Annotated in this window: 19 protein-coding genes; 10 read left to right on the top strand and 9 right to left on the bottom strand. The window is 61.5% G+C overall.

All coding sequences use genetic code 11. From position 1 onward, the window contains the following. The first annotated feature begins 122 nt into the window (after positions 1 to 122). The 3 genes from J7557_RS01830 to J7557_RS01820 all read left to right on the top strand — a co-directional run bounded on the left by J7557_RS01830 (position 123) and on the right by J7557_RS01820 (position 2536). Positions 123 to 524: a hypothetical protein gene (locus J7557_RS01830; protein WP_291416766.1), complete on the top strand. Its 402-nt coding sequence runs from the start codon at positions 123 to 125 to the stop codon at positions 522 to 524. Between the two features lie 169 nt (positions 525 to 693). Next, a complete protein-coding gene (locus tag J7557_RS01825) occupies positions 694 to 1395 on the top strand; it encodes a tellurite resistance TerB family protein (RefSeq protein WP_291416764.1) in 702 nt (233 codons plus the stop codon). A gap of 100 nt (positions 1396 to 1495) precedes the next feature. Then, a complete protein-coding gene (locus J7557_RS01820; protein ID WP_291416762.1) occupies positions 1496 to 2536 on the top strand; it encodes an Atu2307/SP_0267 family LLM class monooxygenase in 1041 nt (346 codons plus the stop codon). 37 nt (positions 2537 to 2573) lie between these two features. Here the strand turns inward: J7557_RS01820 and queF are convergent, their stop codons facing one another. The 6 genes from queF to dnaG all read right to left on the bottom strand — a co-directional run bounded on the left by queF (position 2574) and on the right by dnaG (position 8108). Beyond that, positions 2574 to 3026: a preQ(1) synthase gene (gene queF / locus J7557_RS01815; protein WP_291416760.1), complete on the bottom strand. Its 453-nt coding sequence runs from the start codon at positions 3024 to 3026 to the stop codon at positions 2574 to 2576. A gap of 3 nt (positions 3027 to 3029) precedes the next feature. Then, entirely contained in the window at positions 3030 to 3251 is a 222-nt protein-coding gene (locus J7557_RS01810) for a hypothetical protein (protein ID WP_291416758.1), read from the bottom strand. Between the two features lie 70 nt (positions 3252 to 3321). Then, positions 3322 to 3615 carry an HlyU family transcriptional regulator gene (locus J7557_RS01805; protein ID WP_291416756.1) on the bottom strand — a complete coding sequence of 98 codons (294 nt, stop codon included), beginning with the start codon at positions 3613 to 3615 and terminating at the stop codon, positions 3322 to 3324. An 11-nt stretch (positions 3616 to 3626) separates the two neighbouring features. Next, the gene (locus tag J7557_RS01800; RefSeq protein ID WP_291416753.1) at positions 3627 to 3914 is read right to left on the bottom strand and encodes a DUF2442 domain-containing protein; all 288 of its coding nucleotides are present in this window, start codon (positions 3912 to 3914) and stop codon (positions 3627 to 3629) included. A 10-nt stretch (positions 3915 to 3924) separates the two neighbouring features. Next, positions 3925 to 5982 (bottom strand): RNA polymerase sigma factor RpoD, encoded by a 2058-nt coding sequence (rpoD, locus tag J7557_RS01795; protein ID WP_291416751.1) that lies wholly within the window; start codon positions 5980 to 5982, stop codon positions 3925 to 3927. Between the two features lie 188 nt (positions 5983 to 6170). Then, positions 6171 to 8108 (bottom strand): DNA primase, encoded by a 1938-nt coding sequence (dnaG, locus tag J7557_RS01790; RefSeq protein ID WP_291416749.1) that lies wholly within the window; start codon positions 8106 to 8108, stop codon positions 6171 to 6173. A gap of 58 nt (positions 8109 to 8166) precedes the next feature. Between dnaG and J7557_RS01785 the strand changes: the two genes are divergently transcribed. Next, a complete protein-coding gene (locus J7557_RS01785) occupies positions 8167 to 8556 on the top strand; it encodes a hypothetical protein (protein WP_291416747.1) in 390 nt (129 codons plus the stop codon). Positions 8557 to 8559: 3 nt separating this feature from the next. On the opposite strand, the gene J7557_RS01780 is transcribed toward J7557_RS01785, so the two are convergent. After that, the gene (locus J7557_RS01780; protein WP_035080340.1) at positions 8560 to 9120 is read right to left on the bottom strand and encodes an HdeD family acid-resistance protein; all 561 of its coding nucleotides are present in this window, start codon (positions 9118 to 9120) and stop codon (positions 8560 to 8562) included. A gap of 186 nt (positions 9121 to 9306) precedes the next feature. On the opposite strand from J7557_RS01780, the gene J7557_RS01775 reads away from it, so the two are divergent. The 3 genes from J7557_RS01775 (at position 9307) to J7557_RS01765 (ending at position 12468) form a co-directional block, all read left to right on the top strand. Next, positions 9307 to 10497, top strand: coding sequence for an MFS transporter (locus J7557_RS01775; protein ID WP_291416743.1), 1191 nt, complete (start codon positions 9307 to 9309; stop codon positions 10495 to 10497). Between the two features lie 102 nt (positions 10498 to 10599). Then, a complete protein-coding gene (locus J7557_RS01770) occupies positions 10600 to 11748 on the top strand; it encodes a GGDEF domain-containing protein (protein ID WP_291416741.1) in 1149 nt (382 codons plus the stop codon). A 108-nt stretch (positions 11749 to 11856) separates the two neighbouring features. Further along, positions 11857 to 12468: a glutathione S-transferase family protein gene (locus J7557_RS01765; RefSeq protein ID WP_291416739.1), complete on the top strand. Its 612-nt coding sequence runs from the start codon at positions 11857 to 11859 to the stop codon at positions 12466 to 12468. A 38-nt stretch (positions 12469 to 12506) separates the two neighbouring features. Here the strand turns inward: J7557_RS01765 and J7557_RS01760 are convergent, their stop codons facing one another. After that, on the bottom strand, positions 12507 to 12965 hold the full coding sequence (locus J7557_RS01760; protein WP_291416737.1) for a GatB/YqeY domain-containing protein: 459 nt from the start codon (positions 12963 to 12965) through the stop codon (positions 12507 to 12509). 186 nt (positions 12966 to 13151) lie between these two features. Here J7557_RS01760 and carA point away from each other — a divergent pair, with 186 nt between their 5' ends. The 3 genes from carA to J7557_RS01745 are packed head-to-tail and all read left to right on the top strand — an operon-like array spanning position 13152 to position 15385. After that, positions 13152 to 14357 carry a glutamine-hydrolyzing carbamoyl-phosphate synthase small subunit gene (gene carA, locus J7557_RS01755; protein WP_291416735.1) on the top strand — a complete coding sequence of 402 codons (1206 nt, stop codon included), beginning with the start codon at positions 13152 to 13154 and terminating at the stop codon, positions 14355 to 14357. Next, a complete protein-coding gene (locus J7557_RS01750; RefSeq protein ID WP_291416733.1) occupies positions 14358 to 15074 on the top strand; it encodes an AzlC family ABC transporter permease in 717 nt (238 codons plus the stop codon). After that, positions 15071 to 15385, top strand: a complete 315-nt coding sequence (locus J7557_RS01745) for an AzlD family protein (protein WP_291416731.1) — start codon at positions 15071 to 15073, stop codon at positions 15383 to 15385. The genes J7557_RS01750 and J7557_RS01745 overlap by 4 nt, the downstream gene beginning before the upstream one ends. A gap of 3 nt (positions 15386 to 15388) precedes the next feature. Here the strand turns inward: J7557_RS01745 and J7557_RS01740 are convergent, their stop codons facing one another. Next, entirely contained in the window at positions 15389 to 16930 is a 1542-nt protein-coding gene (locus J7557_RS01740; protein ID WP_291416729.1) for a glycosyltransferase family 32 protein, read from the bottom strand. Between the last annotated feature and the right edge of the window lie 29 nt (positions 16931 to 16959).

Genomic DNA, 16959 nt, shown 5'->3' with positions numbered 1-16959 from the left:
AATTGATATAAATGGATCTTTTTCACGCCACAATTGAGTTTGGTCTTGTGATCACGAAATAGGGAACCGACTTCGGAGAGGGTGCGTTCTTTAGCCAGAATTCACTTGCTAAGGAGCACACAATGGCTACCCCAGAACGTGATACTATCTATACCAACGACGGCAACCGCACGGTTTATACCCGTGAAAGCAACGGAACCGGCTGGTTCGTGGGCATCATCGTCGCCCTCGCTCTGCTGGCTATCGGCTATCTGGTGTTCTCGGCCAATTCGGGTCCGTCCACCACGGTTGACGTCAATGGCGCCCCGGCCGTGGAATCCCCGGCAACCGCTCCGGCCCCGATGACCGAAGCTCCGGCCGCCACCCCTGAAGTGGCTCCCATGACCGAAGCCCCGGCTCCGGCAACTGACGCAGCTCCTGCTGCCACCCCGGAAGCCGCTCCGGCCCCGGCTGAAACCCCGGCAGCTACTCCGGAAGCCACCCCGGCTCCCGCCGCTGAACCGGCCGCCACTCCCGGCGCCTAATATTTCCAATCCCTAGAGCCTCGACCCCTCCCTTCGAGGCTTCCCGGGCCCCGGTTCCAGTAACCGGGGCTTCTTTTTTGCCTTTTTGCCGCACGTCCCAGCCCTTTCGACGGCTTGCGGAAGGCGGGCCGAATTCCCATCTCAACAGGAATCCAGAAAGGGAGCGTCCATGTTCAATATCGACCAGATCATCAAGGCCATTCAGACCGATCCGAATACGCAGCGGACGGCAATGACCGGTGCTGCTGGCCTCGCCGCCGGTCTGCTGCTTTCGGGCGGCAAGCCGACCAAGCTATTGGGCAATGCCGCCAAGCTCGGCGCCGTCGCTGCCGTCGGCGGCCTCGCATACAAGGCCTGGCAGTCCTATCAGGACAAGCAGGCCGGAACCGCACAGGCTTCCCAGTCGCCTGCCACGCGTGAAGATGCCTTCATTCCCGCCCCCGGCAATGAAGCTGCGGCCGAAGACCTCGGCAAATCCCTCGTCCGCGCCATGATCGCCGCCGCCAAGGCCGATGGCCGCATCGACGCCGAAGAAAAGGACGCCATCTTCGAGCGCCTCAAGACCATGCCGCTTTCCGCCGAGGAAAAGGCCTGGGTCTTTGACGAACTGTCGACGCCGCTCGATATCAATGCCGTGGTCTCCCGCGCCGATACGCCCGAGCACGCCGCCGAAATTTACGCGGCCTCCCTCGTCGCCATCACGGCCGACACCCCAGCCGAACAGGCCTATCTCGAAGCGCTGGCCGCCAAGCTCCGCCTCGATCCGGCCCTTGTCACCGAAATCCACAAGGCCGCCGGCGAAAAGGCTCCCCAGCCTGCTCCGACGCCGCCGCAGCCTTGGGCCTATACGCCGTCGGGCAACAATGTCTGATGGCTGATACGATACCGCGCGCGCCGCCGCGCGGTATCACCCATGTGCGTTCTTGCGATGGGGCGCTTCGGCCGCCATCTCTTCGCGCAAGGAGAACGCCATGGAACTCGGACTTTATTCCTTCGCTGAAAACACCCCCGACCCGCTCAACGGCGGTCACCTGCAATCGGCGGCCGAACGCCTGCGCGACCTGATCGAAGAGATCGAACTGGCAGACCAGCTTGGCCTCGCCTTTTATGGCCTCGGCGAACACCACCGCCCCGACTATGTCGCCTCGTCGCCGGTGACGATCCTCGCCGCCGCTGCCGCCCGCACCAAGTCGATCCGGCTCTCGACCGCCGTGACCGTCCTCTCCTCCGAAGATCCGGTCCGCGTCTACCAGCAGTTTTCGACCCTCGACCTCATCAGTAATGGCCGCGCCGAAATCATGGCCGGCCGCGGCTCTTTCGTCGAAAGCTTCCCGCTCTTCGGCCTCGATCTCGACGACTACGACGATCTCTTCGAAGAAAAGCTTGAAATGCTCCTCGAGCTGCGCAAGGGCGGCAAGGTCAACTGGGCCGGCAGCAAGCACACCAATGCCATCCCCGGCATTGCCGTTTATCCCGAACCGGTCCAAAAGCCTCTGCCACTCTGGATCGCTGTCGGCGGCACGCCCAATTCCGTCGCCCGCGCCGCCTACTATGGCCTGCCCCTGATGATCGCCATCATCGGCGGTCGTCCGCGCCAGTTCATGCCGCTGGTCGACCTTTACCGCCAGACCGGCGAAAAAGTCGGCCACGATGCTTCTCTCCTGAAAGTCGGCATCTCCGGCCACGGCTTCATCGCCGAGGACAGCCAGGACGCCCGCGACGTCGCCTTCCCGGCCCATAACGCCACCATGAGCCGCATTGGTGCCGAACGCGGCTGGCCGCCAGGCACCCGCGCGCAGTTCGACGCCAGCACCACCCCGGAAGGCGCCTATTACATGGGCTCGCCGCAGGAAGTGATCGACAAGATCCTCTTGCAGCACGAATGGTTCAAGCACGACCGCTTCGGCCTGCAGCTCAGCGTCGGAACCCTGCCCCACGGCAAGATCATGAAAGCCATCGAGCTCTACGGCACGGTCGTAAAGCCCGCCATCGACAAGGCGCTCGGTAAGTAAAACAAACAAAAGGCCCATCCTCGGATGGGCCTTTTCTCTAACCGCGACCGCGATAGGGCGGCACGCCCTGATCCGGCACCCAGGTGCCATCAGGAAGAGCGCCGGTCTGCCAGAACACATCGATCGGAATGCCCCCTCGCGGATACCAATAGCCGCCAATCCGCAGCCAGCGAGGCTTGATCGTCTCAACGATGCGCTTGGCGATATCGATCGTGCAGCCCTCGTGGAACGCGCCATGATTGCGGAACGAGGTCAGATAGAGCTTTAGCGACTTGGATTCGACCAGAAACTGATCCGGCACATAGTCGATCACCAGATGCGCGAAGTCGGGCTGACCGGTGACCGGGCAAAGCGAAGTGAACTCGGGCGCGACATAGCGCGCGACATAATTCACGTCCGGATGCGGATTTGGCACCGGGTCGAGCACGGCGTCCTCGGGACGCTGCGGCACCCCGACATCCTTACCTAGCTGCAGCGTTTCCGAATTCATCGATTACTTGCCCGAGCGCTTGATGCTCTTGATCGCCAGCGGCGGCACACCCGACTTCTCGGAGATGGCGCGGTCCTGCTCTTCGATGGCCGCGCGGGCTGGCTCATCGCCATCGAGACCGCCGAGCAGGTTCGCATCAACCTTGCGGTTGGAGCGCTGCGAGCCGTCTTCATAGACGATATCGAACATCACGAATTCACTACGGGCTGTCGGCTTCTTGGCCATGATGGCAATCCTTCAAAAACAGGACCGCGAGCCCTAAGGCCCGCGGTCGACACAAAATTCCAGTTTGGCGTTAGCGGTAGATGCCTTCGCCCTGCTCGTCGATGATCTGGCGGCCCTTGCTGAACGCCAGCGCGACGAGATCGTCCTTCGAACCCATCCGATCTGCGCGGATGAACTTGTAGCTTTTGAGTTCCCCGCCCACATCCTTCTCGATGGTGCCGGCAAGCTGATATTCGCTGCCCGCGCGCATCTCGATGGCCTTGATCAGAAAGCCCTTGTAGCTCTCTTCGCCGAGCGACTTGTCGCCAGCCGGCGCGCTATCCTCGGCACCGCCACCACCAAAGAGCTTCTTCCAGAACGACATAGGCAACTCCCTCACATGCGTCTTGGCGGCCTGGGGCGCACGAGCTCGCCCCGCCGGTCCATCTCCTCCTGCAGCCATTGCGGAGAGATGTCAAAATGGTTCGGCCAGGTCGGCGTGCCGTTGGCGAGGCCTACCTTGGCGAAAAAGGCCCGATCGCGCAGCGGTTCGGTCCCCTCACCGCGCTCGGCCAGCATCGGCGCCGCATTGAAGGCGCCATGCGTGCCATCGGAAAATGTCACCGCCAGCTTGAACGGAATGCTGGCGCGGATGGCGGTGACTTTGAGGCGCAGAGCAGCCATTGGGCTGCTCCTAGTTATCGAGGAAGCTCCGGAGCTTCCGGCTGCGGCTCGGATGCTTGAGCTTGCGGAGCGCCTTGGCTTCGATCTGGCGAATGCGTTCGCGGGTCACCGAGAACTGCTGACCGACTTCTTCGAGCGTATGGTCGGTGTTCATGCCGATGCCGAAACGCATGCGCAGCACACGCTCTTCACGCGGCGTCAGCGAAGCGAGAACCCGGGTCGTCGTTTCACGCAGGTTGGATTGGATCGCCGCATCGATCGGCTGAATCGCATTCACGTCCTGGATGAAATCGCCGAGGTTCGAATCCTCTTCGTCGCCGATCGGCGTTTCGAGCGAGATCGGCTCCTTGGCGATCTTGAGGACTTTTCGCACCTTGTCCAAAGGCATCTGAAGCTTTTCAGACAGCTCTTCCGGCGTCGGTTCGCGACCAATTTCGTGCAGCATCTGGCGCGACGTACGGACGATCTTGTTGATCGTCTCGATCATGTGCACCGGAATACGGATCGTACGCGCCTGATCAGCGATCGAGCGGGTGATGGCCTGACGGATCCACCACGTCGCATAGGTCGAGAACTTGTAACCGCGACGATACTCGAATTTGTCCACAGCCTTCATCAGGCCGATATTGCCTTCCTGAATGAGATCAAGGAATTGCAGGCCGCGGTTCGTGTACTTCTTGGCGATCGAGATCACGAGGCGAAGGTTGGCTTCCACCATTTCCTTCTTGGCGATTGCGGCTTCGCGCTCGCCCTTCTGCACCTTGTGAACGATGCGGCGGTATTCAGCGATATCGAGGCCGGTTTCAGTGGCAAGCGTAGCGATCTCGTGACGGATATCATGCACGGTATCAGCTTCGCGACGGGCGAATTCGCCCCAGCCCTTGCCGTCAAAACCCTCAAGCCCGGTTTCCCAGGTCGGGTCCAGCTCGCGGCCATAATAGTTCTGCAGGAACACTTCGCGCTTGACGCCATAGCTCTCGGCCAGGCGCAGCAGGCGTCCCTCAAGCCGCACGAGGCGCTTGTTGATGTCGTAGAGCTGCTCGACGAGGCTTTCGATACGGCTGGTATTGAGCGACAGCGACTTCACGTCGGTGATCACGTCAGCGCGGAGCGAACCGAGTTTCTTGGATTCGGCATCGGAAACGGCAGCCGTACGATCGACGGCGTGACGATCCTGCATGACGCGCATCTGGCCATAGGCCTCGGCGATGCGGTTGAACGTTTCCACGACCTGCGGCTTCAACTCGGCTTCCATGGCCGAGAGCGACAGGGCGTTGTCGAATTCGTCATCGTCGTCTTCGACCGGATCCTGCGGAGCTTCCGGCTCCTCGGGAACATAGTCGTCGTCGTCATCGGAAGAAGACGCGCGGCGCGGAGCAGGCTTGGCCTTTTCCTTCACCACCTCGGGCTCATGACGCGCCGGCGCCACCGGAATTTCCGGCGCAGCCTGCTTGGCATCAGGGCCAGCATAGGTCGCTTCAAGGTCGATGATGTCGCGCAGCAGAATTTCGCCTTCAGCAAGCTGGTCGCGCCAGATGATGATGGCCTGGAAGGTGAGCGGCGATTCGCAGAGGCCCTCGATCATGGTCTCGCGACCGGCCTCGATGCGCTTGGCGATGGCGATTTCGCCTTCGCGGCTCAGCAGTTCCACCGAGCCCATTTCGCGCAGATACATGCGCACGGGATCGTCGGTACGGTCAGAGCCAGACTTCGTATTCGAAGTGCTGGCAAGAGCAGTGCCGCTCGAGGGGGCAACTTCCGAGCCGGTTTCGTCTTCGTCCTTCTCGACTTCGGTCTCTTCGACCTCGTCTTCGTCGACGACATTGATGCCCATTTCCGAGAACATGGACATGAAATCTTCGATCTGCTCGGAACTTGTTTCGTCCGCGGGCAGAACGGCGTTCAGCTCTTCATAGGTAACATAGCCGCGCTTCTTGGCGACCTTGATCAGCTTCTTGACCGCAGCATCGTTCTGATCGATCAGGGGGCTGTCATTGGAGGCCTCCGGAGCCCCGGATTCGGGCTTCTCGGTTTCCTTGCTGGCTTTGTTCGCTGCCTTGGTGGCCATATGCTACTCCTCGGGACCCGTGGGCATCGGGCGCCGGACTTGTCATAGGTGGTGTCGGCTCAAGACAAGGTAAAGGTTTGGTAACCAAGGCGTTAACACGCCACGCTCACAATGGTTCGCTTCGGGACGCCATGGCTAACTCGCCATATGCAAAATCGCGCGTCTTCGCCGGTCTTTAGAGAAGTCCTCTAAAAACTGCGAGTCGCGCGTCCAGATAGCGAACCAAATCCTTCGATCAATGCCTCAGTGCCATCGACAGTGGTAATCTGGTTCTTGATGTCTCGCAGCCTTTCAAAGGTTTCATCGCTCGGGTCTTCGCCCAGCGCCGCTTCGGCTGCCTTCAATTCCCTATTTAGCTGAACTTTCTTGTTATGCAAGGCCAGCGCATGACTTAATCCGGTTTCGGCATCGGCCAGCGCTGTATCGGCCCCCACTTGCCAAACGCCCTGGCGCACCAAAGTTTCCGCCATGCGGTCAAGAACCGGCCCATGGCCCCGCGCGCCCAAGGCCGCCTGCATGTCGGGCGCCGAAATATCATGGTGCCGCACAGCGAGCGCCAGAATGTCGCTCAAAACCTTCTGCGCCGTCGGCGTTTCGCAATCGAGCGCCGCCAGCACTTCGAATTTGTCCTCGACCAGCGCCGGGTGATTGACCAGCGTCTGGATAATCGTCGCTTCGCGCGGCGTCGCCTCGATACCTGGGCCACCGCGGACGAGTCGAGAATTGCGCAGCGTATCGGAAACAACCGAACGCGGCGTCCCCCGCGCAGGAAAACCATAGGCGCCGCTTTTGCCATAACCCGGCCGTCCGCCACCGCGCTGACTATCCCTGCCCTGCCGGATCGGCGCAAAGAACGCCTTCAGCTTTTCGTCAAACGCCTGCTGATAGTGGAAGCGGACAGTCTGGTCCTGAATGGAATTGGCTCTTTCGCGCAGCCGCGCCTGCAAGGCCGCCCGCTCTTCCGGAGCCTCTGGCACGAGGCCACCCGTCTCAAGACTCCACAGCATGTCCGAAAGGCTTCGCGCCTTGTCGATCACATCAGCAAATGCCTGCCGCCCTTGCGCCTTGATCAGGTCGTCCGGGTCCTGCCCTTCCGGCAGCGTTGCAATTTTCACCGTCTGACCCGGCTTCAAGTGCGGCAACACCAGATCCATGGCGCGCTCCGCGGCTTTGAGGCCCGCCTTGTCACCATCAAAGCACAGCACCGGCACCTCGGCCATGCGCCAGAGCAATTGCAGATGCTCTTCCGTCAGCGCTGTACCCAGAGGCGCGACGGTGCCCTCAAAGCCCGCAGCCACCGCCGCGATCACGTCGAGATAGCCCTCCACCACGATAACCGTGGCCCCTTCCCGGGCCGCCGCACGGGCCGATTGCCCATTGTAAAGCGTCTGGCGCTTGGAAAAGAGACTGGTCTCGGGCGAGTTGAGATATTTGGCCGGCACATCGGCGCTCAGCGCCCGGCCACCGAAAGCAATGATCCGGCCCCTGAAATCGGTGATCGGAAACATCACGCGATTGCGGAACCGGTCATAGGTCAGCGGATCATCGTCACGGCTCGTCACGAGACCAGCATCGAGCATGGCCTGCGCCGAAACCCCGTTGGCCGCCAGATGCTCCTTCAAGCCATTGCGGCTATCGGGCGAAAAGCCGATCCGGAACCGCGTCTGGCTGGCCGCCGATACGCCGCGATCAAAGAGATAGCCCCGTGCTCGCGCCCCGATATTATGAGACAGCGCCGCCTCATAATACTTGGCGGCCAGTTCCATAACCTCGGTGAGGCCCTTCTGCGCCGCCTCTCGCTGCTCGGTCCGCTCGTCCCGCGCCGGCATAGGGACACCGGCCATACCAGCCAGCTTTTCCACTGCCTCAGGAAAACTCATCCCGGCCTTTTCGGTCAGAAACCGAAAGTGGTCGCCGCTCGCCCCGCAACCGAAGCAATGATAGATGCCGCGCCGATCATCGGCGTGAAAACTCGGGCTTTTCTCGGCATGAAACGGGCAGCAGGCCCACATGTCGCCCTTGCCCGGCTGCGATTTCCGCTTGTCCCAAAGGACATGTTCGCCCACAACCTGCGTGATAGGCAGGCGCTGACGGATTTCTTCCAGGAACTGATCGGAAAAGCGCATGGGTGCTACCTAAGCACTCCTTGGGCCGAAGTCATCAGCCAGGAGCTTTTCCACAGCCATGCCCCGCGCCAAAATGCCAGTTCCGGTGCTCCTTGCCTTCACCCTGCTGCCGGCAATCGCCATCGGCGCCACGCTCTGGATCGTTGCCGACCTTGTGCCGGCATGCACGATCGAAGAGCACTCGCGCCTGACTTCGCCGGATCAACAATTCGACCTCGTGGTCTTCTCACGCGACTGCGGCGACACCGAACCCAACACTCAGGCCGCCCTGGTTCCTCCCGGCGAAGAAATCCCGTTCGATGCCGCAAGCTTCTTCTCGGTCGGCGCGGAGGCCGACCTGGCCGCACAATGGCTGGCTGCGGACTCAATAGCGATCACCCGCCCCGCCGACGCCACTGTGTTTCGCGATGACGCCAGCGTCGCCGGCGTCACCGTCACCTACAAATAGGTCTCAGGCCTTGCTGGCCTGATAGAGCCGCCAGGCCCAGCCGAAGAGACCAATGGCGAAGAAGACCAGAAGAATGCCGCCGATGACCATGCCGACGGCCGCCGTCAGCACCGGGAAAAACAAAAAGACCAGCCCCAGCAGCACGTAGGACACCCCGGACAGCACCACGGGCCAGATGCGCGCATAGCTTTCCCGCTCCCGCACCACCACCACGATCTGCATCACGCCCACGAACAGGGCCGCCAGACCCACAATGGTGCCAAAGAAGGTCGCCGTGAAAATCGTCGCCACGAACGGCTGGACGAAGAACAGAATGCCGAGGATCAGCGACGCGGCATTGGCGATGATATCGAACCAGTAATTGCCGCTCTTGCCGCCACCAAAAGTCAGGCTCCACAGCCCGAGCGCACCATCAACTATAAGCAGGATGCCGCCGAACAGCACCAGCACCGTGAGCGCGTCGCCCGGGAAAATGATGGCATAAAGTCCCGCCAGCAGCATCAACAGTCCGCGTAAGGCCGTCGCCGCCGCAAAGCGCCGCTTCGTCTGAGATGAAACCGTCATTCTAGTGCCCTCCATCGGGCCGAAGAGGCCCTTCCAGCACAAGAAGTCTAGCGCTACCAATCCATTGGCGCCAGCCTTGTACCACTATAGTTTTTCTATACTGCTTCGGGCAAAATATGGATTGTGCGGATTTGCTCACTATGAAATGAGCGAGCTCCAATCGAGGCCGCCTGCGCGGTTACTGACATGTCCCTGCCGCTCATCGCCCTTTTCCTCGCCGCCTTCGCTTTCGGCACGGCCGAATTCGTCATTGCCGGCATCCTGCCCGATGTTGCGACTGGGTTGGGCGTCTCCATTCCCGTCGCCGGCTATCTGATTTCAGGTTACGCCATCGGCATCGCCATCGGCGGTCCGCTCCTTGCCGTGGCGACGAAGAAAATGACCCGCAAGGCGCTGATTCTGCTTTTAGGCGGTATCTTCATTCTCGGCCAAGCCTTCTGCGCCCTCGCACCCAACTTCGAAATGCTGATGCTGGCCCGCGTGCTGGTGTCGGTGGTGCACGGCACCTATTTCGGCATCGCCGCCATCGTCGCGGTCAGCATCGTCTCTCCCGACAAGCGTGGCTTCGCCGTGGCCCTGATTCTCTCTGGCCTCACCGTGTCCAATATTCTCGGGGTTCCCGGCGGCACCGCCATCGGCAACGCCCTCGGCTGGCGCGCCACCTTCTGGGCCGTTGGCATTATCGGTCTCGTCGCCACGCTGGCCGTCGCCTTCTTCCTGCCGCGCAATGCTGCCTCGGAAACCACCTCCGGCAGTTTTATGCGCGAGTTCAAGGTGCTCGGCCGCCAGCAGATCGTCGCCTCGCTCTTCATCGTCATCCTGGTGATGATCGGCCAATACAGCCTTTTCACCTACATCACCCCGCTCCTGACCAATGTCACCGGCCTTGAAACCGGCGTCGTCCCCTGGGTGCTGCTGCTTTACGGCGTCGGCTCGACCATTGGCGTCTTTATCGGCGGGCGCCTTGCCGACTGGAAACTCATGCCCTCGCTGGTCGTCATCCTGGCCCTGCAAGCCGTGATGTTCGTCACCATCTATTTCGTCAGCCCCTACCCCATCGTCATGGCCATCGTGACCATCCTCTGGGGCGGCGTGAACTTCGCTTTCGGGTCCCCGGTCCAGTCGCGCGTCCTCGCCTGGGCCGCCGACGCCCCGAACCTTGCATCGGCCCTGATCCCCACCGGCTTCAATATCGGTATCGCCATCGGCGCGGTCTTTGGTGCACATGTTATCGATTCGGGCCTCGGCTACGGCTTCCTCCCGCTCATCGGCGGCATTTCCTCGGCCCTCGCCGCAGCCATCGCCATCGGCTCCGGCCTCTGGGACCACAGCACCGGCGCCCTGCCACCATCCCCCGTGGCCACCGCGGCAGAATAGCTCACCCTAAAACGTGATCGCCAATGGATACAATTGCAGCTTCTTTGTAAGTGGGCGTTGTAACTTTGGCCGCTAATAGGGGCCAAAGCGTCGGGTGCTCGAATGGTCATCGACAATGCCACATTGCTGATCGGCATCGCGTTTTCGAGCGCCTCCTTGCTGCTCGCCCTGCTGGTCGGCTGGCTCAATTCGCGCAGCGAAACCTATCTGGTCTTCGGCGCAGGCGGCATGGCGCTGGTGGTCCTGGCCCTGGTGAGCATGGGGCTGCGCAATGGCGCCTATGGGCTCTTCAACCAGCTTGTTCCCTTCAGCCTCCTCCTGGCCGGCTTCAGCCTCGTCTATGCCGGCGCCCGCCGCTTCCGCAACAAGCATGCCGCCCTATGGCCCGCGGCCCTCGCAGCCATTGTCACGATCGCCGCAACGGCTACTCCCTTGGCTCTGGGGTTCTCCGGCTTCGGCACCCTCGTTCTCAATCTCGCGTCGGCCCTGCTTATGCTCCTTTGCGCCTATGAGCACTGGCGCAGCGACGACCGGCCTCGCCTGGCGCTTACGGCCATTGCCACGCTTTACACCGCGACAGCCGTGTCCTTCGTCTGCTGTGCCGCCATCATTGCCATTGAAGGCAGTTGGGACCTGACCGCGCCGCCTGACAACTGGGCCGAAGACTTCAATTCCATCATGTCGCTGGTAGGGCTGACCGGCATCGGCGCCTTCACGCTCACCCTGCACCATGCGCGTGTCGCCGCGCATCATCACACCGAAGCCAATACCGACCCCCTGACCGGCGTCCTCAACCGTCGCGCCCTCTTCGAGCGCTTCGGCGCTTCGAAGCCACCGCTCAACGCGGCCGTTCTAATGTTCGATCTCGACCATTTCAAGCAGGTCAATGACCGCCTGGGCCACGCCGAGGGCGATCGCGTTTTGCAGCGTTTCGCGGGTGTTCTGGATCAAGAGCTGCGGCAGGCCGATATAGCCTCCCGCATTGGCGGCGAAGAATTCTGCGTCGTTCTCAGGGATGCCGACCAGGAAGCCGCGAAAGTCATCGCCGAGCGCATCCGCAAGGCCTTTGCCGATCTCGAACTCGCCATCGACGACGAAGGCCTCATCGCCACCGTCAGCATCGGCCTCGCCATCTCAACGGCCGAGGAGGACTTTTCCGTCCTCCTCAATCGCGCCGACGCTGCCCTGTACCAGGCCAAGAATGGCGGAAGAAATCAGGTCAGACTCGCCGCGCTCAGGCTGGTAGCCTAGCCGCCAAAAATTTTTCCACCGATAGTCGAACCGCTCTTTCCGCGTGCGTCGCCACGTTGTCCGGCCCGCAAAGCGCGACCAATTCCGGTTCGCATCAGGAGGAAAGCCATGACCGACAGAACACTCTATTACACCCACAACATCAATCCGCGTGTCGCAGTGGCCGTCGCCCGCCATCTCAAATCGCCCGTCGACCTTGTCCGCTATGAGCCTATGGGGGCCGATCGCGAGGCGTTCCTGCCGCTCAATCCTAATTCGCTGGCGCCCTTGCTGGTCGAAGACGGCAAGCCACTCTGGGAGGCCGACGCCATCGCCCTACGGCTCTCCCGCCTTGCCGGCGGCGACTTCTGGCCGGATGAACACGCGGTGGAGATGATGATGTGGGTGAGTTGGAGCGCACACCATTTCACCAATGCAGGCGCAGCGCTCGTCTGGCACAATTTTACTGCGCGATCCTTCATGGGCGACCCGGACCCAAATGTAGTTGAAGACGCCACCAACGATTTCAATCGTTTCGCAGCGATTCTTGAATCAACTCTCGCCGGACGCGACTGGCTGGTCGGCAACAAACTCAGCTATGCCGACTTCCGTGTCGCCTCCGCCCTACCCTATGCCGAGCGCGGGCAGATCCCTCTCAATACCTATGCCAATATTCGCGCCTGGCATGATCGTCTTAATCAGATCGACGCCTGGCGCGACCCGTTCAAAGGCATCGCCTGAGCAAATTGGCGGGAGGCCACTGACCTCCCGCCAGATCGTCAGCCCTTCGCTGCCAGCGCGTTCCGCACCTGTCCGCTCACCTTCCCGAAATCGATTCGACCGGGATAATTGGCTTTCAGCACACCGATCACTTTGCCCATGTCCTTCGGACCTTCCGCGCCGCTCGATACGATAGCGTCCTCGATAGCGGCAGCCACTTCGTCCTCGCTCAGCGGCTTGGGCAGGAATTCGTTGAGAATGTCGATCTCTTCCTTTTCCACCGTCGCGAGATCGGCGCGCCCGGCCTGCGCATAGATCGCAAAGCTCTCTTCACGCTGCTTCACCATCTTTTGGATGATGGCCAGCACTTCATCATTGGTCGCCGGCGCCTTGCCGTCGCCACGATTGGAAATATCGCGATCCTTGATCGCCGCGTTGATGGCGCGCAAGGTCGCGGTTCTCCGCTGGTCACGGGCCTTGAGGGCAGTTTTCAGCCCTTCGCTGATCTCTTCGCGCATCTTTGTGTGCTCCTTGCCATGCAATTTGTTGTCCCCATATAGGCGCGAAACGCTGGTCGCGCCACTTGCGCTATGTCGCTTGCCCTTCTAAGAGGAGGCCTCAACCGACATACCTCGCAGCATTGTAGCGGCTTTCCGCCGCTTTCCTTTGCGCGCGATCCGACGAACCAAGCATGGAGACCGACCGTGACCGGCTGGCAGCAATCCCCCGCGACCGCAGTTCTTATTCTGGCTGACGGCACGCGCCTTGAGGGCCATGGCATCGGTGCAGTCGGCCACGCCGCCGGCGAAGTCTGCTTCAACACGGCAATGACCGGCTACCAGGAAGTCCTCACCGACCCCTCCTATGCCGGCCAGATCATCACCTTCACCTTCCCCCATATCGGCAATGTCGGCACCAACGACGAAGATATCGAAACGGTGAACATGGCCGCCCTCTCGGGCGTGCGCGGTGTCGTGCTCAAGGCCGACATCACCAACCCCTCGAATTATCGCGCTGCCGAAAAGCTCGATGCCTGGCTCAAGAAGCGCAACATCATCGGCATCGCCGGTGTCGACACCCGCGCCCTGACCGCCCTCATCCGCGAAAACGGCATGCCCAACGGCGTCATCGCCCACGAGCCGACCGGCCAGTTCGACGAGGGCTCGATCAAGGCCGAACTGACGGCCTTCCCGGGCCTCGAAGGTCTCGATCTCGCCAAGGAAGTCACCACCGCCCAAACCTATCACTGGGACCAGACCAGTTGGGAATGGAACAAGGGCTACGGCACGGTCGAAAACCCTGATTTCCACGTTGTCGCCATCGACTACGGTGCCAAGCGCAACATCCTGCGCTGCCTGGCCGATCAGGGCGCCAAGGTCACCGTCGTCCCCGCCACCGCCTCGGCTTCCGACGTCCTAGCGCACAATCCCGATGCCATCTTCCTCTCCAATGGCCCTGGCGATCCGGCCGCGACCGGCAAATATGCGGTCCCGACCATCCAGAAACTGATGGAGACCGGCAAGCCCATGTTCGGCATCTGCCTCGGCCACCAGCTCCTCGGCCTCGCCTTGGGCGGTACCACCAGCAAGATGCATCAGGGCCACCACGGCGCTAATCATCCCGTGAAAGACCTGACCACAGGCAAGGTCGAAATCACCTCGATGAACCACGGTTTCGCCGTAGACGCCGAAAACCTGCCCGCTGGCGTTACCCAGACGCACATCTCGCTCTTCGACGGTTCCAATGCCGGCCTCGCGGTCGACGGCAAGCCGATATTCTCGGTGCAGTACCACCCCGAAGCCAGCCCCGGCCCGCAGGACAGCCACTACCTCTTCACGCGCTTCCTCAATCTGGTGCGCAAGGAGAAGGGCATTGCCGAATGGCCCGAGCACAAGGCGCCCGCGGCCTAAATGAACCGTCAGGAGATCGTTGAAGGCCTGAAGGGCGGCGCCATTGTTGCGCTGTCCTCCTCGCCTTTTGCGGTACTGTTCGGCGCAGTCGCCGTGGACAACGGCCTCAGCCTTCCCGAAGTGGCCCTGATGTCGGCCACCGTCTATGCCGGCGCCAGCCAGCTCGTCGGCATCGAGCTTTTCGGCCAGCACGTCGCTGCCTGGCTGATCGTGCTCTCGATCTTTGCCGTCAATTTCCGCCACGTTCTCTATTCGGCAGCGCTCACCCGCTATCTCACCCATTTCACGCTGGGCCAGAAGCTCCTTGCCTTCTTCGTGCTCATCGACCCCCAGTTCGCCGAAACCGTCCGCCGCGCCGAAGGCGGCAGGACCATCACGCTCGAATGGTATCTCGCCTTCGCTGCGACCATCTACGTACCCTGGCTGACCTTTAGCGTCATAGGCGCCGCCTTTGGCGCCATGATCGGCGATCCGCGCATCTGGGCCATCGACGTCCTGCTGCCGCTCTATTTCCTCGGCATCGTCGTCGGCTTCCGCCGCAAACCCAACTTCTATCCCGTGGTCGCGGCCAGCTTCATCGGCTCGGTCCTGGGCTACCAGTTCGTGGGCTCCCCCTGGCATGTCAGCATCGGCGCCGCCTTCGGCGTGCTCGTCGCCGCGCTCATGCCCTTGTCGCCCCCGTCCGGCGCCAAGACCGCAAAGGCCGGCCATTCATGAATTTCGCACTCGATCCGGCGACCGCTTGGCTGATCATCGCCGCTGCCGCCGCCACCTATCTGACGCGTATTGGCGGCTACGTGCTCATCACCCGCATGAGCAGCATACCGCCGCGCCTCGAAGCTGCGCTCAATGCCGTTCCGGCCGCCGTTCTGACCACCCTCTGCGCCCCCGCCTTCTTCAACGGCGGCTACGACATCAAGCTCGCCATGCTTGTGGCGCTGGTCGTCAGCCTCAAATATCCCGGCCTGATCATGCTGGCGGCCGGATGGGCCACCGCCATGCTCTGCCGCCACGCTTTTGGTCTCTGATCCCTAGATCGACCTCTGCCGCACCACTTTGAGATTGGTCAGGCCACCAGCTTCAAAACCCTTGTCTCGCGCCATGATGCCAAAGGCCTCAGCGCCGAGGTGTAGTTTGTAAGGCGTCTCGGCAAAGCGTACACCGGCGTCGACGACAGCCCGGGCAATAAGCACGAAACTCTCCCCCACCCCATCGAGCGGCAACAGCGCGAAAACCTTCTGATGGCCCAAATAGGTCCGGAACACTTTATTCCGGCGCACTACGCCATCCCGCCCGCCATCTTTGTAGAGCACCTTAAAAGGCGCAGCTTTCTCGTAGCGGAAAAGCTGGTCATCCCCCGGCGCTCCCGTTTCATCGACCACGTTGACCGTCGTCACGGGAAGCCCCGCGCCAAGCATGCGCTGGATCGCATCGGCCGGAATAGAAGTCACTGCCCCGTCGACCAGCAGCAGATAATCCCTGTCAGCCGCGAACCCATCCAGAATGGCATTGTCCCGCGCCGCCGAAGACGCGAAATCGCCGCCCACGATCTCCGCCTGCAATCCGCTCCGCTCAAGCATTGCAGCCACGTCCCCTCGGTGGGCATCGGCAGAAATATGGACTGCAAAGGTCAGCCGATCCCTAGGATAGTCGAGATTGGCCAGCGCCGCCGCGAGAGCCGTCGACAGATCACGCTTCCCAAGCCGCACCGCAACCTGAACCTGCGGCCGTTCCTCGGTCGCTACTATGACCTGATTGGTGTAAAGCTGCAGCGGATCGGAGATAACCACCTTGGCAACGGCCGGATTGATCATCTGCCGCCACGCCCACTTGATGGCCGTGGGCACCTGCAGAATGGGAGCAAATCTGTTGCCCCGCTTGTGCCAGGGCACCCAGGTGGTCATCCAGACATGGGACACAAGCGAACCACTCGTCGCGGGCACAACGGTACCGATCGGCTCCAGCAGTGCGATGGCTTCGGCGTCAGAGCGCGTCTTGCGGCCATCCGCCAGCAGCGGCGACCAGACCATCGGCGACAGCAATGTCGGGCGATCTTCCTTCTGCAGCCTGAGCACCGACGCCGTAACCATGGACGGCCCGGTGGAATAGAAGGTTTCCTGATCCACCAAATCAGGCATCCTTGCAATAATGCCCTGCCACAATTTGTGCCCCGGCACCGACCCCATGAAGGCATTGGTCAGAAGGAACGGCACGCCCTGGTGATGGCGATCGGGAAAGATGTGCTCTAGCGGCTCGATGCCCAGGAAACACTCGTAGTTCAGCAACCCATCGATGGACTGGAAAGGCTCGACATCGAGATCGGCATAAACGCCACCCATGGCGCCTAGCACCAGATAGCGGAAGGAATCTGCCCTCTGGATCATCTTGGGATAGGCGTCATATGTCGCGATAACGGTCGGATAGGTCTCCGCCACGAAGGCCCGCATCGTCTCGTCGGTCCAGAGACGAATATCCCAGTCCGGATGCAACAGCCGCCAGGCGTCGTAATAGGCCTGCATCTGGCGCGGAAGCTGTTCGGATTTCCAGGTGAAATGAAGGATTTTCGGGATCATGGGCCGGCCAACTCAAAAAGACCGGCCCG

Origin of the sequence: Devosia sp., from assembly GCF_017744655.1 — a bacterium.
Classification (GTDB): Bacteria; Pseudomonadota; Alphaproteobacteria; order Rhizobiales; family Devosiaceae; genus Devosia.
The sequence above is the reverse complement of the archived record's forward strand: the minus strand, read 5'-3'. Positions and strand labels throughout refer to the sequence as shown.

Excerpts from the sequence above, each read along its gene's own strand:
- J7557_RS01800 (WP_291416753.1), bottom strand. The coding sequence starts at position 3,914 with ATGGCTGCTCTGCGCCTCAAAGTCACCGCCATCCGCGCCAGCATTCCG.
- J7557_RS01805 (WP_291416756.1), bottom strand. The coding sequence starts at position 3,615 with ATGTCGTTCTGGAAGAAGCTCTTTGGTGGTGGCGGTGCCGAGGATAGC.
- dnaG (WP_291416749.1), bottom strand. The coding sequence starts at position 8,108 with ATGCGCTTTTCCGATCAGTTCCTGGAAGAAATCCGTCAGCGCCTGCCT.
- J7557_RS01830 (WP_291416766.1), top strand. The coding sequence starts at position 123 with ATGGCTACCCCAGAACGTGATACTATCTATACCAACGACGGCAACCGC.
- J7557_RS01780 (WP_035080340.1), bottom strand. The coding sequence starts at position 9,120 with ATGACGGTTTCATCTCAGACGAAGCGGCGCTTTGCGGCGGCGACGGCC.
- J7557_RS01740 (WP_291416729.1), bottom strand. The coding sequence starts at position 16,930 with ATGATCCCGAAAATCCTTCATTTCACCTGGAAATCCGAACAGCTTCCG.
- J7557_RS01760 (WP_291416737.1), bottom strand. The coding sequence starts at position 12,965 with ATGCGCGAAGAGATCAGCGAAGGGCTGAAAACTGCCCTCAAGGCCCGT.
- rpoD (WP_291416751.1), bottom strand. The coding sequence starts at position 5,982 with ATGGCCACCAAGGCAGCGAACAAAGCCAGCAAGGAAACCGAGAAGCCC.
- queF (WP_291416760.1), bottom strand. The coding sequence starts at position 3,026 with ATGAATTCGGAAACGCTGCAGCTAGGTAAGGATGTCGGGGTGCCGCAG.
- J7557_RS01750 (WP_291416733.1), top strand. The coding sequence starts at position 14,358 with ATGAACCGTCAGGAGATCGTTGAAGGCCTGAAGGGCGGCGCCATTGTT.
- J7557_RS01770 (WP_291416741.1), top strand. The coding sequence starts at position 10,600 with ATGGTCATCGACAATGCCACATTGCTGATCGGCATCGCGTTTTCGAGC.
- J7557_RS01765 (WP_291416739.1), top strand. The coding sequence starts at position 11,857 with ATGACCGACAGAACACTCTATTACACCCACAACATCAATCCGCGTGTC.
- J7557_RS01775 (WP_291416743.1), top strand. The coding sequence starts at position 9,307 with ATGTCCCTGCCGCTCATCGCCCTTTTCCTCGCCGCCTTCGCTTTCGGC.
- J7557_RS01785 (WP_291416747.1), top strand. The coding sequence starts at position 8,167 with ATGCCCCGCGCCAAAATGCCAGTTCCGGTGCTCCTTGCCTTCACCCTG.
- J7557_RS01745 (WP_291416731.1), top strand. The coding sequence starts at position 15,071 with ATGAATTTCGCACTCGATCCGGCGACCGCTTGGCTGATCATCGCCGCT.
- J7557_RS01820 (WP_291416762.1), top strand. The coding sequence starts at position 1,496 with ATGGAACTCGGACTTTATTCCTTCGCTGAAAACACCCCCGACCCGCTC.
- J7557_RS01825 (WP_291416764.1), top strand. The coding sequence starts at position 694 with ATGTTCAATATCGACCAGATCATCAAGGCCATTCAGACCGATCCGAAT.
- J7557_RS01810 (WP_291416758.1), bottom strand. The coding sequence starts at position 3,251 with ATGGCCAAGAAGCCGACAGCCCGTAGTGAATTCGTGATGTTCGATATC.